A 16,034-nucleotide genomic window follows, 5' to 3' on the forward strand; every position below is an offset into this window, starting at 1 on the left:
GGGCTTCAGGGAGAGGCGGTGGCGATGCGCAGCGGCACCGGGTCGGGCGGGGCCGCCTCCTCGGGGCGGCGGGTGACCTCCGCCCACCAGGCCGGGCCGTCCTCGATGTGCCGCAGCAGCACGCCCTCGCGGATCGCCCAGGGGCAGACCGTGACGGACCTGAGGCCGGTCAGCTTCATCGCGGTGTGCGCGACCACCGCCCCGGCCAGGCTCTGCGCGGCCCGCGGGGCGGAGATGCCGGGCAATTGCGCGCGTTCGGCGGCGGGCAGGGCGGCCAGCCGCGGAATCGCCTCCCGCAGCGCCGTCCGGTGCAACACCCGGTCCACGAACGGGCCGTGGCGTCCGGGCGCCGTACCGCACAGCCGTCCCAGCTGCTGGAAGGTGCGCGAGGTGGCGACCGCGGTGCGCGGGCCCTCCCAGCGGATCCGCGCCGCGACGTCCCGCAGCTGGTGGCGGACCTTGCGGCGCAGCGCCCGCACCCGCTCCGGCGACGGCGGGTCCTCGTCCTCGAAGAACTCGTGGGTGAGCCGCCCCGCGCCCAGCGGCAGCGAGGCCACGAAGTCGGGCAACCGGCCGCGCCCGAAGGCGACTTCGAGCGAGCCGCCGCCGATGTCGAGCAGGGCGAGCGGACCCGACCGCCAGCCCATCCAGCGCCGGGCCCCGAGGAACGTCAGCTCCGCCTCGACCTCGCCCGGCAGAGTGCACAGGTCCACGCCGGTACGGGCCCGGACGGTATGCAGCACCTCGTGCCGGTTGCACGCACCGCGCACCACGGCGGTCGCGAACGCCAGGGGCGCGGCCGCCCCCCACCGCGCGGCGGTCCGGCTCGCCTCGGCCACCGCGTGCACCAACTGCTCGACGGCATGTTCAGGGATGGGTCCCCCCGGTGTGACCTGCTCGGACAGCCTGAGCCGCCACTTGGCGGTGTGCACCGGAAGCGGTACGCCGCCGTCCGCGTCCGCGACCACCAGTCTGACCGTGTTCGATCCCACGTCCACCACGCTGATTCGCATGGGCCGTGGGTACCCACTTCCGGGCGGGGCCAACGGTCGGGGGCCCGGCGTACGGCGAAGACACGCCACGGCCGGGCCGGGCCGCATCACGCCATCTGGCGCCGCACCAGTTCGTGCAGCCGGCCGCCGGTGTCGGCGAGCAGCTGGGCCGGTGGGCCCTGCTGGACGACCTTGCCGTCCTCCATCACCACGACCCGGTCGGCGTCCATCACGGTCGACAGCCGGTGGGCGATGACGATGCGGGTGGCGTTGAGGGCCTTGGTGCTCTCGATGACCGTGCGCTGGGTCTCGTTGTCGAGGGCGCTGGTCGCCTCGTCGAAGAAGAGGATGCGCGGCCGGCGGATCAGCGCCTGGGCGATCATCAGCCGCTGGCGCTGGCCGCCGGAGACGGCCCCGCTGCCCGAGACGATGGTGTGCAGGCCCATCGGCATCCGCTTGATGTCCTCGGCGAGCCCGGCCATCTCGGCCGCCGCCATCGCCTCCTCCGGCGTGTACGGCTCGGTGCCGCAGATGACGTCCAGGATCGAGCCGGTGAACGGCTGCGCGTGCTGGAGCACCACACCGCACTGGCGGCGCACCGCCGACTGGTCCAGCGCGGCCAGGTCCTGACCGTCGTAGAGGACGCTGCCCGAGACCGGGCGGTCGAAGCCGATCAGCAGCCGCAGCAGCGTCGACTTGCCGCAGCCGCTGGGGCCGACGACCGCGACGAACTCGCCCGGCCGCACCTCGAACGACACGTCGTCCAGCACGAGCGGACCGTCGTCCGAGTAGCGGAAGGACAGCCGCCGGGCTTCGAGTGCCCCGGACAGCGGGCCCGGACGCGTGCTCGCGGTGCGCACCTCGGGCGTCGCGTCCAGCACCGGTTTGATCTCCTCGAACAGCGGCAGCGCGGCCACGGCCGAGACGAACGAACCCGTCAGCTGGGTCACCGAGGTCAGCACCATCGTCACCGAGGTGTTGAAGGTGAGGAACGCGGCGGCCGACATCGAGCCCCGGGCCGGACCCGCCAGCAGCATGAACATCAGCAGGGTGCACAGCGGCAGATACACCGCGCCCAGCACCGTCGTGAGGTTCTTGATGCGGCCGACCTTCTGCTGGAGCTCACGGCTGCGCGCGAACTGCGACGCCCACGCGGCGTACGCGTAGTTCTCGGCGGCGGCCACCCGCAGCTTTGGCAGACCGCGCAGCGTCTGGAAGGCCTGGTTGTTCAGCTTGTTGCCGAGCACGACCAGCCGCCGCTGCCACCGCACCTGCCACAGCCCGAGCCCCAGGAACACGGCCGCGATGACCACGAGCATGCCGATCGCGGCCATCGCCATCGGCACGCTGAACCACAGCAGCAGCCCCAGGTTCATCGCCCCGACCGTCACCGACTGGGCGACCGTCGGCCCGACTCCCGCCAGCAGCCTGCGGATGGAGCTGATGCCCATGGCCGCGCTGGCCAGTTCGCCGGTGGAACGCTCGGTGAAGAACCTCGTCGGCAACCTGAGCAGCCGGTCCCACACGGCCGGCTGGAGCGTGGCCTCGACCCGGCCCTCCAGCCGCAGGATGGTCAGGTTCTGCAGCAGCATGAAGGCCGCCGACACCACGCTGCTGAGCATCACCGCCATACAGACCTGCACGATGAGGTCCGTCTGCGCCTTCGGCACGAACTCGCCGAGCACCTTGCCGGTCGCGATGGGCACCAGGGCGCCGATCGCCACCGTGACCAGTCCGCTGAGCAGCAGCCCCGTCAGGTCGCCGCGCGTGCCCTGCATACAGAACCGCAGCAGCCTCAGCGGACTGAGCCCCCGCTCCGGCAACGGGCGGTAGAACATCACCGCGCGCGGCTCGAACTCGTCGGCGTTGGCCTTCTCGATCGGCGTCTCACGGCCGGTGGACGGATGGACGGCGACATATCCGCCGTGCCGCCACAGCAGCGCCACCGGCGCGCCCGACAGGGCCCGGTGGCCGACCAGCGGCCCGACGTTGTCCCGCCACCAGCGGCCGTCCAGGCGCACGGCCCGGGTGCGGACGCGGGAGGCCAGGGCGACCTGCTCGACCGGGTCGAGGCGGTCGCCGCCGGTGCCCTTCTGGGTGGGCTCGGTGAGGCCGATCCCGGCGGCCTGCGCGACGAGCTTGCACGCCGCGTACGTGGCGTCGGCGTCGGCCGCGGTGGTCCGCTTCGACGACCGCTTCCCGATCGAGGCCAGCAGCGTCTGATCGGCCTGGGCGCGCACCGCCTCGCCGGCCTTGATGCCCTCGGCCGTGCGCGACTCGTGGGTGCGCTCCAGCTGCTCGATCCAGCGGTCCAGCGTGGTCAGCAGCCGGTACTGCTGGTCGACCATGGACTGCCACAGCGCGGGATCCATCAGCAGGTCGGCCGCGGCCTCCGCGCCGTACAGCGAGCCGTACTGCACGCTGCCCGGCGGCACCTGCATCCAGAACACGTCGTCGTCCGTGAGCACGGCGGCCCGGTCGGTGGCCATCGGCGCCTGGAAGAGGATCGACAGGCTGCGGCCGACGCCGAGGGCGAGGGCGTACTCCAGCGGGCTCGTCGTCGGCGGCACGTACTGCGGGTTGCCGTACTCGTCGTACGACCAGGTCGCCGTGTTGGCGGGCTGGTACAGCTCGCGCAGGCCGATGCGGTGCACCACGCAGTCCCGCAGCGGGCGGGCCACCAGCGTGTGCTGCGGCCCCGGCACCGGCCCGAGCACCAGCGAGCCCGCCTCCAGGCGGCCCAGATGGTGCCAGTGGCCCTGCTGACCGGCGTCCACCGCGAACAGGTCGACGGCACCCGACGCGACCAGCCACAGCACCTGCGGGCCCTCCAGGTCCAGGCGGTTGAACCCGGCGCAGTCGATGCGCGTGCCCATCTGCCCGAACGCGTTGAGGACGAGGTCGCCCTCGTGTCCCTGAACGGCCGTCATCTCACCGCTCCCTGACCAGTGCCGCGTATGCTCCGCCGCGCGCCACCAGGTCCTCGTGCCGTCCCCGCTCCACGACCGTGCCGTGCTGGAGGACGACGATCTCGTCGCTGTCGCGCACGGTGCTGAGCCGGTGCGCGATCACCACACAGGCACAGCCGCGCCTGCGCAGGTTGTCCATCACGACCAGCTCGGTCTCCGCGTCCAGCGCGCTCGTCACCTCGTCGAGCACCAGGATGCTCGGCCGGCGCACCAGCGCCCGCGCGATCTCCAGGCGCTGGCGCTGCCCGCCGGAGAAGTTGCGCCCGTCCTGCTCGACCTTGCTGTGGATGCCGCCCGGACGCCGCGTGATCACGTCGTACAGGGCGGCGTCGCGCAGCGCGTCCTCCACCGCCTCGTCCGGGATCGACGGGTCCCACAGCGCCACGTTGTCGCGGACCGTGCCCTCGAAGAGGAACACGTCCTGGTCGACGAAGGAGACGGAGGCGGCCAGCGCCCCGCGCGGGATGTCCTCGATGCGCTGTCCGTCGATGCGGATCACGCCCTCCCACGGCGCGTACAGGCCGGAGATCAGCCGGGACACCGTGGACTTGCCGCTGCCGGAACCGCCCACCAGCGCGACCTGCTGCCCGGGCCCGACCGTCAGGTCGAAGCCGGTGAGCAGGGGCTTGTCGAGCGGGCTGTAGCCGAAGGTGATGTTCTCCAGCTCGACATGGCCCTGCAGCCGGCGCGTCGACTCGCCGGCCTCGGGGCGGCCGTAGAGCGGATCGGCCTTGAAGTTCTCCACGTCCTTCAGCCGCGCCACGTCGGCCGCGAAGTCCTGGATGCGGCCGGCGACGCCGTTGAGCCGGGTCAGCGGGGCGGTGAACCGGGTGACCAGGGCCTGGAAGGCGACCAGCAGACCCACCGAGATGTGGCCCTCGACCGCCCGCATGCCGCCGATCCAGAGGATCAGCGCGCTGTTCAGGGTCGCCAGCGTCGGCGCGACCACGCCCAGCCAGGCGCTCGGCACACCGAGCCGCTGCTGCTCCTCCAGGGTGGTGGCGTGCTGACCGGCCCACTTGCGGAAGTAGCCGTCCTCGCCGCCGGTCGCCTTCATCGTCTCGATCAGCTGAAGGCCGGTGTAGGCGGTGTTGGTGAGGCGGGCCGTGTCGGCGCGCAACTTGGCCGTGCGCGTGGCGCGCAGCCGGATGACGACCCGCATGGCCACGATGTTCAGCAGCGCCACGCCGATGCCGACGAACGTCAGCTGAGGGTCATAGGTGTACAGCAGCACCGCGTACAGGACGACGACGACCGCGTCCACACCCGCCGCCGCGAGGTCGCGGGACAGGGTCTCGGCGACCGCGTCGTTGGACTGGAGCCGCTGGACGAGGTCGGCCGGGCTGCGCTGGGAGAAGAACGTCACCGGCAGCCGCAGCAGATGGCGCAGGAAGCGGGCGCTGGACAGGGTGGAGGAGATGATGCGGCCGCGCAGCAGGTTGGCCTGCTGGAGCCAGGTGAGCACCACCGTGAGCAGCACGCACGCCGCCATCGACGCGAACAGCACGCCCAGCAGCGAGGTCTGGTTCCCGATCAGGAACTCGTCGATGTAGGTGCGGCTGAGCGCGGGCACCGCCGCACCGACCGCCACCAGCAGCAGGCTCGACAGGACGGCGGCCGGCATCGTGCCCGCGGTGCCGCGCAGCCGTGCGGGCATCGCGCCCAGGATGCCGGGCTTGCGCCCGCCCCTGGTGAAGTCCTCGCCGGGCTCCATGACCAGCACGACACCCGTGAAGCTGCCGTCGAAGTCCTCCATGGGGACGAAGCGGCGCCCCTTGCCGGGGTCGTTGATGTAGACGCCGCGGCGGCCGAAGCGGCGGCCCATGCCGTCGTAGACGACGTAATGGTTGAACTCCCAGAACAGGATGGCCGGCGACTTCACCTCGGCGAGGGCGGCCAGGTCCATCTGCATGCCCTTGGCCGTCAGGCCGTAACTGCGGGCGGCTTTGAGGAGGTTGCTGGCGCGCGAGCCGTCGCGGGAGACACCGCAGGCGATGCGCAGCTCCTCCAGCGGGACGTGCTTGCCGTAGTGGCCGAGCACCATCGCCAGGGAGGCGGCGCCGCACTCCACGGCCTCCATCTGGAGCACGGTGGGCGTGCGGACGGTCTTCGCCCCGGCCTTGGGCACCTTGCGCTTCGGCGGGGCGGCGCGGCGCCGGCCCCGGGTGTCCGGTGCGGTCGCGGTCACGGCAGCAGCCAGTCGACGGGACGCTGGTCGGACAGCCGGATCGACCCGGAGGCCAGCGTCATGGAGGTCAGCTTGAACGGCGGCCCGTCAGCGGACGACCACTTGTACCCGCTCTTCGTGGCGGACGACGTGTCCAGCCGGACCGTCACGGCCACCGGCCTGCCCTTCTTCGTGAACTGCTCGCCCAGCTGGCTGTCCCCGAGGAACGCGGCGATCTGCTGCGGAGACTGGGCCGCGCGGTCCACCGACTTCACATGGCCGCGCAGCACTCCGTACTCCTGCGTCGGCACCGACTGCACGGTCAGGTCGACGGCGGCGTCGTCGGGGATCGAGGCGGCGTTCTCGGCGGGGACGTAGACCGTCGCGTACAGCGCGTCCTCGGTGTGGGCGACCTTCTCGACGGAGGCGACGTTCGCGCCGGTCTGGATGATCTGCCCGACGGTCGCGGCGAGCGCGGAGACACGGCCCGCGTCGAGGGTGCGGACGACGGTTTGGCCCTGGGGCGTACGGACCTTGAGCACGGGGGAGTTCGCCGGCAGCGTCTCGCCCTGCTTCGCGAGCACCGCGGTGACCTGGCCCGCGACCGGGCTCTGCAGGAGGTAACTGCCTTGCCCGTGCGTGAGGATGGCGGGTGCGCTGAGGGTGGAGGTCACCGAGCCGGTCACCGCCCACACCGAGGCGGCCGCCATCGCGACGACCGTCACCGAGAGCACCAGCCAGCCCTGCGGGCGGGCGAAGCGCACCGGCAGGTCGAGCTCCTCGGGTGACTGGAGCTTGGCGAGGGCCTGTTGGCGGAACTGCAAGGAACTTCCCTCACCCGTAGAAGAGGTTCTTACGGCCGTAGCAGAGGCTGTTACGGCACCCGAAGATCCCGGAACCGCCGGCTGCGGCTCCGGGAGTCAACGGCACTGGGGCTCGATCAGAGACCGGAGACCAGGTTGGTGACCGGGGCCGTGTTCAGGCCGGTGACACCCTCGACCGTGCCGACAGCGGTGTCGACCAGGCCGGAAACCGGAGCGATGCCGTCGACGGTGTCGGTGACGGTGTTGACAGCGTTCACGGACAGGCCGCCGGAGACGGCGTCGAGCTCGGCGTCGGCGATCTCGACGGTCTCAACCTGGGGGGTGGAGTTCATGATGGAACTTCCCTTCGTATGGATATCTCACAAGGGGGGAGCGGCCCCCTCTGGGGACAGATGACGGCCGCGACCGCGAGGCCGGACTCCCGTTTCCGAGTGCCCTGTGCGGCCCCTGCGGTGCGATGGATCAAAGCACGCTGCGGGCACGGGCTTCCAATCAACCACCCGTCTCACCAGGCAACTTGCGCCCCAGCCGCACCGAAGAGTGCAGGTCTGCGCACGCCTTCGTGGCCGGTTCTTCACATGCGTCACGGCATCGGCTCATCGGGCCCCTTGTCGCGGGGAGCGGCGAATCCGGCACTCCCGCCCCAAAGGCGTGTCCGACGCGGCCGGCGCGTGGTCAATCCTCGACTCGGTGACCGGGTTGAGCATTCGGTGTGCAGATTCGCTGAAGGTGGGATTCGACTCGGCGATCGCAACAGATCGTTTCCAGTTGGATACGGATCGTGTTCGTTCGGTGGGTCGTCACTGGAGCTGTGGCTGAAACGCCGTCATCCGGCCATGGGCGGGCGTGGGTCCGCGCCCTTCGCGCTCTCCAGCGTGCCGCTGTGACCAGGACGGTCGCAGACCGTGCGGTTGGTGCTCGGGTGCGGGAGTTGGCTGATTTCGCGATGCGAACGGATCACTTGCAAACGGAATTGAACGCCCCGGAGGGCCCATGCGTACCAACAGCCATCCAGGCGCCCCCCGAAACTGCCGGACGGCGGCACGTACTCCGTCCCTCAGGAGGAGAGAAGTTTGAGTCACAAGCGAATTCCGAAGCGCAAGGCCGCGATAGCGGCGGGCGGTGTGGTGGCGCTCGGCGCGGCCGCGATCCTGCTCCCCAACGCCAACGCCTCGCAGGACGGTTCGTCCGACGACGCGGCGGCCGCGCCGAAGACCCTGAAGGCGGGCGACGCCTCGGATCTCGCCTCGCAGCTCCCCGGGCTCCTCGGTGAGGCGTTCGGCGGCTCCTACTACGACAGCGACAGCCAGCAGCTCGTCGTCAACGTCGTACCGGGCGACAACAACAACGTGGTCGTGAAGGCGAAGGCGGCGGGTGCGAAGGTCCGCGAGGTCGACAACAGCTGGTCGGAGCTGAAGAGCGGGGCGCAGACCCTGAAGTCGGACGCGACCATCGCGGGCACCTCGTGGTCGATCGACCCCGTCACCAACAAGCTTCTGGTGACGGCCGACAGCACCGTGACCGGCGCCAAGTGGGACAGACTGGAGTCCACCGTGCAGAGCCTCGGCTCCGGCATGGCGACCCTCAAGAAGTCCTCGGGCACCTTCAAGCCGTTCGTCTCGGGCGGTGACGCCATCTTCGCGGGCGGCTCGCGCTGCTCCCTCGGCTTCAACGTCACCGCGGGCGACGGCTCGCCGGCCTTCCTGACGGCCGGTCACTGCACGCTCGGCGGCAACGAGTGGTCGGACACGCAGGGCGGCCAGCCGATCGCCACCGTCGACCAGGCGACCTTCCCCGGCGACGGCGACTTCGCGCTCGTGAAGTACGACGACCCGGCGACCGAGGCGCCCAGCGAGGTCAACACCGGCGACCAGACCGTCCAGATCACCGAGGCCGCTGAGGCGACCGTCGGCCAGCAGGTCTTCCGGATGGGCAGCACCACCGGGCTCAACGACGGCCAGGTCCTCGGCCTCGACGCCACGGTGAACTACCCGGAGGGCACGGTCACCGGCCTCATCCAGACCGACGTCTGCGCCGAGCCCGGCGACAGCGGCGGCTCGCTGTTCACCCAGGACGGTCTCGCGATCGGCCTGACCTCGGGCGGCAGCGGTGACTGCACGGCCGGCGGCGAGACGTTCTTCCAGCCGGTGACCACCGCCCTGGAGGCGGTCGGCGCGACCCTCGGCGCGGGCGGCGCGGGCGGAGATGCCGGTGCGGGCGAGGAAGCCGGTGCCGGCGGCGACGCCGGCGCGGGCGCCGGTGCCGGTGAGGAAGCGGGCGCCGGTGGGGAGGCCGGAGCCGGCGAGGCCGGTGCGGGCGGTGACGCCGGCGCGGGTGCCGGTGCCGGTGAGGAAGCCGGAGCCGGTGAAGAGGCCGGAGCCGGTGCCGGAGCAGGTGCCGGTGAGCAGGCCGGCGGCGAGGAAGCGGGCGCCGGCCAGGACGCGGGCCAGGGTGCCGAGGACCAGTCCGGTCTGACCGAGTCCCGCTGACCCGAAGACGTCGGCAGCCGGTCCGACGATGCCGGCCCGGTCCCGCCCCCTTCCTGGCGGGACCGGGCCGGCGCACCGGCGTTTGCGGCAGCTGAGTGGCGTGAGGCGTGCTTGGGCGGTTCTGGGGCCGAGATGTCTGTCGGCGTTCCCCGTTGCCGAGCCGACTGAGACGCGCTCCGGGCCGGGGTGCTCGTGGGCGTTCCGGTCGGTGATCGGGTTGAGGCGGGGTTCCGGGGTCGGGGCGTCCGTCGGAGTTTCCGGTTGTCGGGGGCGTGAGGCGTGCTTGGGCGGTTCTGGGGCCGAGATGTCTGTCGGCGTTCCCCGTTGCCGAGCCGACTGAGACGCGCTCCGGGCCGGGGCGTTCGCCGGCGTTCCGGTCGGTGACCGGGCCGAGACGGGGTTCCGGGGCCGCGGCGTCCACCGGCGTGCGAAGCCACCGACCGGCCCGAGTCGCGCTTTCGCGGTTCCGGGCGGCGGTGGACCGGGCCGGTCCTTCGGCGGGAGGACCGGCCCGGTCGCGTGTCGGCGCAGCTCCGCGGGAGAGCGAAGCGGAACGTCCCGGGCCCTACCCGACGGCCCTGAGCAGCAGCAGGGCGATGTCGTCGAGCCGTTCCTCCCCGTCCGCGCGGTGGTGCTCCGGGCGGACGAGGCTGTCGGCCAGTTCGTCCAGCGGCTGGTCCCCGGCGTCGGTCAGGCGACGGCCCAGCACCGCGAGGGCCTCCTCGAAGTCGGTGCCGGGGGACTCGACCAGCCCGTCGGTGTAGAGGACGAGCAGGGAGCCGGGGGCGAAGGAGACCTCCGTCGTCGGGTACACCGCGGCGGCGTCGATGCCCAGCAGCGGACCGCCGGCCAGGTCGAGCACGCGCACCCGCCCGTCCGGGCGTTTCAGCAGCGGCGGCGGATGACCCGCCCGGGACATCACGGCCCGGCCGCGCTCCGGGTCCAGCCGCAGGTAGAGGCAGCTCGCGAACAGGTCGGCCCCCAGGTCCAGCAGCAGCCGGTTGGTGCTGCGCATGACCTCCTCGGGCGCCTGGCCCACGGCCGTGTACGCGCGCACCGCGGTACGGACCTGCCCCATCAGCCCGGCCGCCGTGACGTTGTGGCCCTGTACGTCCCCGATCACCGCCGCCGCCATGCCCTGGGTGCGCACCAGGTCGTAGAAGTCGCCGCCGATGTCCATGCCCTGCGTGGCCGGCACGTAGCGGGCGGCCGCCTCGATGCCGGGCAGCGACGGCAGCGAGTGCGGCAGCAGCGCCTCCTGGAGGCCGTGCGCGAGCCGGTGCTTGGCGTCGTAGAGCAGTGCCCGCTCCAGCGCCTGGGCGACCAGCCCGGCCAGGCTGGTCATCACCGCCCGTTCCTCCGTCGGGAAGGGGTGCGGCTCGGCGTAGGACAGCACACACGTCCCCACCGGCCGGCCCTGGGCGACCAGCGGCAGATACGCCCAGGCCGCGAACCCGTCGGGCGTCGCGCCCCGCGCCGGGTAGAGGCGCTCCAGCTGTTCCTGCGACTCGAAGAACGCGGGCACACCCGTCCGCAGCACCTGTGTGACGGGGGTCGGTTCGGTCAGCGGCATCCCGTCGAACCGTTCCACCACGGCCGGGTCCCGGTACCCGCGATGCCCGAGCACCCGCAGCCGGTTGGCCCGCGAGCCCAGCAGGACCAGGGCCTGGCTGCCCACGGCCGGGGCGATCTCGTCCGCGACCAGCTGCACCACGTCCTGCACCCCTACCGCCTCGGTGAGCGCACCGGCCAGGTTCAGCACCTGCGTGATGGTGACCAGCCGGGTAGGCGTCCCGTCGGGCGGCGGTGCGGCCCGGTTCATCTCCGCCACGGCTCGGGCCCGGGTGATCCGAACGCTCAGGCCCGTCGTGCTCGGATACAGCCGGAACGACAGCCACTCGCCGGGCGGGCGCAGCGCCACGAACGAGGCGGTGTGCTGGCTGATCAGCGCGGCCCGGTAACGGTCCTCGTACACCGGGTCGTTGAGCCACGGCACCGACGCCCACAGCTGCGTGCCGAGCAGCCGGCTGACCGGGACGTTCAGCAGCTCGGACGCCGCCGCGTTGACGAACCCGATCCGCCCGTGCAGATCCAGCGAGACGAGCCCGTACGGCAGCCGGCTCACCATCCGGGCCGCCTCGACCGTGCCGAGCGTGCCGGCCATCCCGCCCACCAGCGGCGAGGCGACCAGATCGGTCTCGGAGTGCGGCGGGATGCTGTGCTCGGCGGCCCGCTCCAGCCGGACCGCCAGCCGCCCGCAGGCCGCCGTCAGATGCTCGCGCTCCCGGTCGGACAGCTCCTGCGGATGCCCGCCCGGCCAGGTCACGAACACCGCGCCGTACACGCTGGACTCGGTGGCCACCGGCACCGCGGCCAAGGCGAACGGATACGGCAGCACCATGGCGATCCGCGGGTAGCGGCGGGCCATCTCCTCCTCGCCGCCCACCCACACCAGCCGCCGCTCGCGGGCCGCGTCGGCGACCGGGATCGGCGCGCTCAGCCCCACCCGCTCCCAGGGCGCCGCGAACGCCCGGGGCAGCCCCGCCATCACCGCCATCTGCAGCACCGGCTGGTCCGGCCCCAGCAGGTACACCGCGCCGGAGTGGGCGTGCACCTCGTCCATCATCGAGGCCAGCGCCAGGGACAGCAGGGGACGGCCCACCGACGTCCTGGCGGCTGCCGGCGCCTGCGTGGACGACTGCCCGTCGGACACGCCGACCACCTCCTCGCACGGCCGTGCGACCGGACTCAGGAACAAATGTCCTCCCTGGGAGCCCGCCGCGCACGACGAGCGGCCCGGGGGATCGGCCTGGCTACCGTCGGTCACAGGCACGCGGCACCGTTGCAGGCGCCCGCGTACCCCGACCGCCGCGACCCATGCCGCGTGCGGCCGGACGTGTGCGCGGCACCAGCTCCCGACGAGGTCCCGCTGCAGCGCCGAGGTCCGCATCAGCTCCCTTGGCCGCCCCGGGCCGTGCTCCGGACGTCCATGACCAGCACACGTTCGGCGCGGCGGGCCGAGCCGCGAGGACGCCCTCGACCGGGTCCAGCCCCCGCTGCCGGTTCCGGCCACGCGACGGGGCCGGACCGTCACGCCTGTCACGAGAACACCGTGGGGACGCATGGGTAAAGACGTGTTCCGTGGCTTCCGGGCGCCCGCACCGGCCCGGCTGCACGGAACGCCCACAGGGGCTGCGCGGGTGTCTCATAAGCGCTGTAATGGCCAACGTGGTCAGTGAGGGCGCACACGAGCGCGGAACGCGAACGCTGCGTGCCGAAAGTGCCCTCAAAGCGATCGCGGCCGACCAGGAGTCGCCCGAACGGGTTCACCGCACCCTCGAACAGGCACTCGTCTTCGCCCGTGCCGCGTTCGTCGCCGTATACGCGCCCGGCCACGACGGCGAACTGCTCGGCCTCGTCGAGTCGGCCGGGGCGCCCAGGACGCTGTACGGGCTGCGCGACAGCTACCCGGGCGCCGGGCGGTCCCCGGTCGCCGAGGCGCACCGCGAAGGACGGCCGGTCTCGATGGGCCCGGCCGAACTCGCCGAGCACGCCCAGGCGCGGCGCGTGCCGTCCCGGGACTTCCATCTGATGGCCCTGCCCGTGCACGGCAATGGCGGCGGCTGCCTGCTCGCCGTCAGCGAGCGTCCCGCCGGGTTCGACACCGACGACCGCGCGTGCCTGGAGCTCGTCTCCGAGGCGGTCGCCTTCACCGCCCCGGCCGCGCCCGCCGAGGGCGCTGAGCTGCCGCCGGGCGCCTTCAGCCTCGCCATGGACACCGGCCGCGTCCGGGTCGGCGACGATCTGCTGGACCTGTTCGGCCTGGACCCCGTGGAGTTCGACGGCCGGGTCGAGACGCTGCTCGGCCTGACCGTGCCCGAGGACCTGCCCTCGCTGATGTCCGTCGTGGAGGCGGACCACATGTCCATCGGCGACCGGGAGCTGGAGTTCCGCGTGCTCCAGCCGACGGGGCCGCCGAAGTGGCTCCGGCTGAGCGGGCGTCTCCTGCCCGGCGGCGAGGGCCGCCCGGTGCGGCTCGTGGGCACCGTCGCCGACGCCTCCACCCTGCGCTCCGACGTCACCGACGTGGCCCGCGTCCAGCGCCTGGCCACCGCGCTGGCCACCGCCGTCACCGTACGCGACGTCGGCAACGCCGTGGTCGCCGCCCTGCGCCGGCCGCTCAGGGCCGACCGGATCGCCCTCGCCGAGCTGGAGAGCGACCGGCTCGTCGTCACCGTCCTCGACCCGCCCGAACCCGAGAGCTGGCCCGAGGTGTGGCGCGCGGAGTGGCGCGGCGAGTGGCCCGACGCGCCCGTGCGCGCCATGCCCACCCTCGCCGCCGCGCTGCGCGAGGGCCGGGCCCGGATCTGGCCCGCCGGCAGCCCCCTGGAACGCGCCCTGGCCGAGGTCGGCCCCGGCGGTCTCGCCGTCCTGCCGCTGCCCGCCGGGAACCGCATGGCCGGAGCCTGCCTGATCGGCTGGGACTCCCCGCACGACTTCGGCACCGACGAGCGCGCCCTGCTCACCGCCTGCGCCGGCCTCGCCGGGCAGGCCCTGGTGCGGGCCCGGGCCTTCGACGCCGAACACGAACTCGTCGGCATGCTCCAGCGCCAGCTGCTGCCGCGCCGCCTGCCCCTGCTGCCGGGCGCGGTGGCCGTCGCCCGCTACCTGCCCAGCACGGCGGGACTCGAACTCGGCGGCGACTGGTACGACGTCATCCCCCTGCCCGACCACCACGTCGCCCTGATCATCGGCGACGTCCAGGGGCACAGCACGGGCGCCGCCACCCTCATGGGCCAGATGCGCACCGCCCTGCGCGCCTACGCCGTCGAGGGGCACCCGCCCGACGTGGTGGTCGGGCACGCCAACCGGCTGCTCATGGACATGGAGAGCGACCTCTTCGCCACCTGCGCCTACGTCGACATCGACCTGGAGGAGGGCTCCGCCTGGTGCGTGCGCGCCGGGCACCTGCCGCCGGTGCTGCGCTACCCGGACGGCCGGACCGAGATCGCGGAGGCCGAGGGCGGCCCGCCCCTCGGGGTGATCACCCAGGCCGACTTCCCCATGAGCCCGCTGCGCCTGGCGCCCGGCACCGTGATCGCCCTGGCCACGGACGGGCTCGTCGAGACGCCCGGCACCGACATCGACGAGAACATGGATCGCCTCGCCGGCCGGCTGGCCGACGCCGCCCCCGCCGACCTCGGACTCGTCGCCGACGCCCTCCTCGGCAACGCCCCGCGCAGCGACGACGTCGCCCTGCTCCTCGTGCGCTACGACGGCATGGACCTGCGCCCGCTGCGGGAGAGCTGGACGGTGTGGCGCGTCCCGCAGGCCGTCGGGCACGCCCGCCGCTTCGCCCGGCGCACCCTGCGCTCCTGGGGCGTCACCGAGGACGTCGACGCCGTCCTGCTCGTCGTGTCCGAACTCGTCACCAACGCCCTCGTCCACACCGACGGCCAGGTCCGTATGGACCTCACGCTCATCAACAAGCGCCTGCGCGTGGCCGTCGCCGACGCCTCCCCGCGCAGCCCGGTCCGGCCGGCCAGCATCAGCTGGGAGGCCACGGGCGGCCGGGGCATCCTCCTCGTCGAGGCCCTGTCGGCGACGTGGGGGACCCTGCCGGTGAGCGGCGGCAAGCAGGTGTGGGCGGAGCTGGTACTGGGGCGGTGAGCACCGGCCACGGTCACCTGGTGACCGTGGCCGGTTCGCCGGGTACCCGGGCGGCGCAGGACGGAGAACCCGAGCCGAAGGAAGGGGAACGTCATGGCTCAGCATGTCCGCGACATCATGACCAGCGATCCGGCCACGGTCGAGCCGCAGACCTCCGTCGCCGAGGTGGCCCGCATCATGCGCGACGAGGACCTCGGCGTCGTCCTCGTGACGGACGGTGACGACCTGCGCGGCGTGGTCACCGACCGTGACCTGGTGGTCCGGTCGATCAGCCGGGGCGGTGACCCGGAGTGGACCACCGTGGCCGGCGCGTGCAGTGACGACCTGGTCACCGTCAGCCCCGACGACGACCTGGACCAGGCGGTGGAGCTGATGCGCGAGCACTCCGTGCGCCGTATCCCCGTCGTCGACCACGGCCACCCCGTGGGCATCGTCTCCCTGGGCGACATGGCCATGGAGCGCGACCCCGACTCGGCGCTGGGCGACATCAGCGCCGCGCGTCCCAACACCTGACGACCGCACCCGGCCGGCCGGTCCCGCGCACGCACCGTGCGCGGGACCGGCGCATGGCGCGGGCAACACCCTTGAGGCGCACGGGACTTCGGAGCCCGGCCGAGACGTCATGACACGGGTTTGTCCGGAGGGTTCACGGGGACTCGAACGGCAGCGGACGCAGAAGGAAGATGATGAGCCGTGACGACCATGGAGACCAGTGACAAGCCCCTCACCCGACGGCCCGAGACCGGCTGGTCGAAGGCACGCCGCCTGCGCGGCGAGGCCGCGCCGCGGACCTGCCTCCCCGCCGTGGAGGACCGGGCCATCACCAGGACGGCGCGCTCCGAGCCGGACTGGAACATCGTCCTGGGCGAGGACTGACCGTTCCCCAGGGGACCGCGCGGTGACGAGAGGCCCAACTCCGCGCA

The 16,034-nt window shown here is 72.8% G+C and carries 10 protein-coding genes; 4 read left to right on the top strand and 6 right to left on the bottom strand.

Annotated features, from left to right (window positions below):
• Positions 1 to 5 precede the first annotated feature (5 nt).
• From ACFZDA_RS16165 to ACFZDA_RS16185, 5 genes are all read right to left on the bottom strand, one after another.
• On the bottom strand, positions 6 to 1,013 hold the full coding sequence (locus ACFZDA_RS16165; RefSeq protein ID WP_391080954.1) for a Ppx/GppA family phosphatase: 1,008 nt from the start codon (positions 1,011 to 1,013) through the stop codon (positions 6 to 8).
• An 86-nt stretch (positions 1,014 to 1,099) separates the two neighbouring features.
• The gene (locus ACFZDA_RS16170; RefSeq protein WP_391080956.1) at positions 1,100 to 3,922 is read right to left on the bottom strand and encodes an NHLP bacteriocin export ABC transporter permease/ATPase subunit; all 2,823 of its coding nucleotides are present in this window, start codon (positions 3,920 to 3,922) and stop codon (positions 1,100 to 1,102) included.
• A gap of 1 nt (position 3,923) precedes the next feature.
• On the bottom strand, positions 3,924 to 6,149 hold the full coding sequence (locus ACFZDA_RS16175) for an NHLP family bacteriocin export ABC transporter peptidase/permease/ATPase subunit (RefSeq protein WP_391080959.1): 2,226 nt from the start codon (positions 6,147 to 6,149) through the stop codon (positions 3,924 to 3,926).
• Positions 6,146 to 6,952 carry an HlyD family efflux transporter periplasmic adaptor subunit gene (locus tag ACFZDA_RS16180; RefSeq protein ID WP_391080961.1) on the bottom strand — a complete coding sequence of 269 codons (807 nt, stop codon included), beginning with the start codon at positions 6,950 to 6,952 and terminating at the stop codon, positions 6,146 to 6,148. The genes ACFZDA_RS16175 and ACFZDA_RS16180 overlap by 4 nt, the downstream gene beginning before the upstream one ends.
• 116 nt (positions 6,953 to 7,068) lie before the next feature.
• Positions 7,069 to 7,284 (bottom strand): type A2 lantipeptide, encoded by a 216-nt coding sequence (locus tag ACFZDA_RS16185; protein WP_355842127.1) that lies wholly within the window; start codon positions 7,282 to 7,284, stop codon positions 7,069 to 7,071.
• Positions 7,285 to 8,025: 741 nt separating this feature from the next.
• Between ACFZDA_RS16185 and ACFZDA_RS16190 the strand changes: the two genes are divergently transcribed.
• Entirely contained in the window at positions 8,026 to 9,441 is a 1,416-nt protein-coding gene (locus ACFZDA_RS16190; protein WP_391080964.1) for a trypsin-like serine protease, read from the top strand.
• Between the two features lie 565 nt (positions 9,442 to 10,006).
• Here ACFZDA_RS16190 and ACFZDA_RS16195 read toward each other — a convergent pair.
• Positions 10,007 to 12,163 (bottom strand): SpoIIE family protein phosphatase, encoded by a 2,157-nt coding sequence (locus ACFZDA_RS16195; RefSeq protein ID WP_391081723.1) that lies wholly within the window; start codon positions 12,161 to 12,163, stop codon positions 10,007 to 10,009.
• Between the two features lie 497 nt (positions 12,164 to 12,660).
• On the opposite strand from ACFZDA_RS16195, the gene ACFZDA_RS16200 reads away from it, so the two are divergent.
• The 3 genes from ACFZDA_RS16200 to ACFZDA_RS16210 all read left to right on the top strand — a co-directional run bounded on the left by ACFZDA_RS16200 (position 12,661) and on the right by ACFZDA_RS16210 (position 15,987).
• Complete coding sequence (locus ACFZDA_RS16200; RefSeq protein ID WP_391080967.1) at positions 12,661 to 15,111, top strand: SpoIIE family protein phosphatase; 2,451 nt, start codon at positions 12,661 to 12,663, stop codon at positions 15,109 to 15,111.
• 93 nt (positions 15,112 to 15,204) lie between these two features.
• A complete protein-coding gene (locus ACFZDA_RS16205) occupies positions 15,205 to 15,624 on the top strand; it encodes a CBS domain-containing protein (RefSeq protein WP_391080969.1) in 420 nt (139 codons plus the stop codon).
• Between the two features lie 180 nt (positions 15,625 to 15,804).
• Positions 15,805 to 15,987, top strand: coding sequence for a hypothetical protein (locus ACFZDA_RS16210; protein ID WP_391080971.1), 183 nt, complete (start codon positions 15,805 to 15,807; stop codon positions 15,985 to 15,987).
• Positions 15,988 to 16,034 lie beyond the last annotated feature (47 nt).

The sequence above is a fragment of the Streptomyces sp. NPDC007991 genome (genome assembly GCF_042958445.1).
In the GTDB taxonomy this organism is placed as follows: domain Bacteria; phylum Actinomycetota; class Actinomycetes; order Streptomycetales; family Streptomycetaceae; genus Streptomyces.

Excerpts from the sequence above, each read along its gene's own strand:
- ACFZDA_RS16165 (WP_391080954.1), bottom strand. The coding sequence starts at position 1,013 with ATGCGAATCAGCGTGGTGGACGTGGGATCGAACACGGTCAGACTGGTG.
- ACFZDA_RS16170 (WP_391080956.1), bottom strand. The coding sequence starts at position 3,922 with ATGACGGCCGTTCAGGGACACGAGGGCGACCTCGTCCTCAACGCGTTC.
- ACFZDA_RS16185 (WP_355842127.1), bottom strand. The coding sequence starts at position 7,284 with ATGAACTCCACCCCCCAGGTTGAGACCGTCGAGATCGCCGACGCCGAG.
- ACFZDA_RS16200 (WP_391080967.1), top strand. The coding sequence starts at position 12,661 with ATGGCCAACGTGGTCAGTGAGGGCGCACACGAGCGCGGAACGCGAACG.
- ACFZDA_RS16205 (WP_391080969.1), top strand. The coding sequence starts at position 15,205 with ATGGCTCAGCATGTCCGCGACATCATGACCAGCGATCCGGCCACGGTC.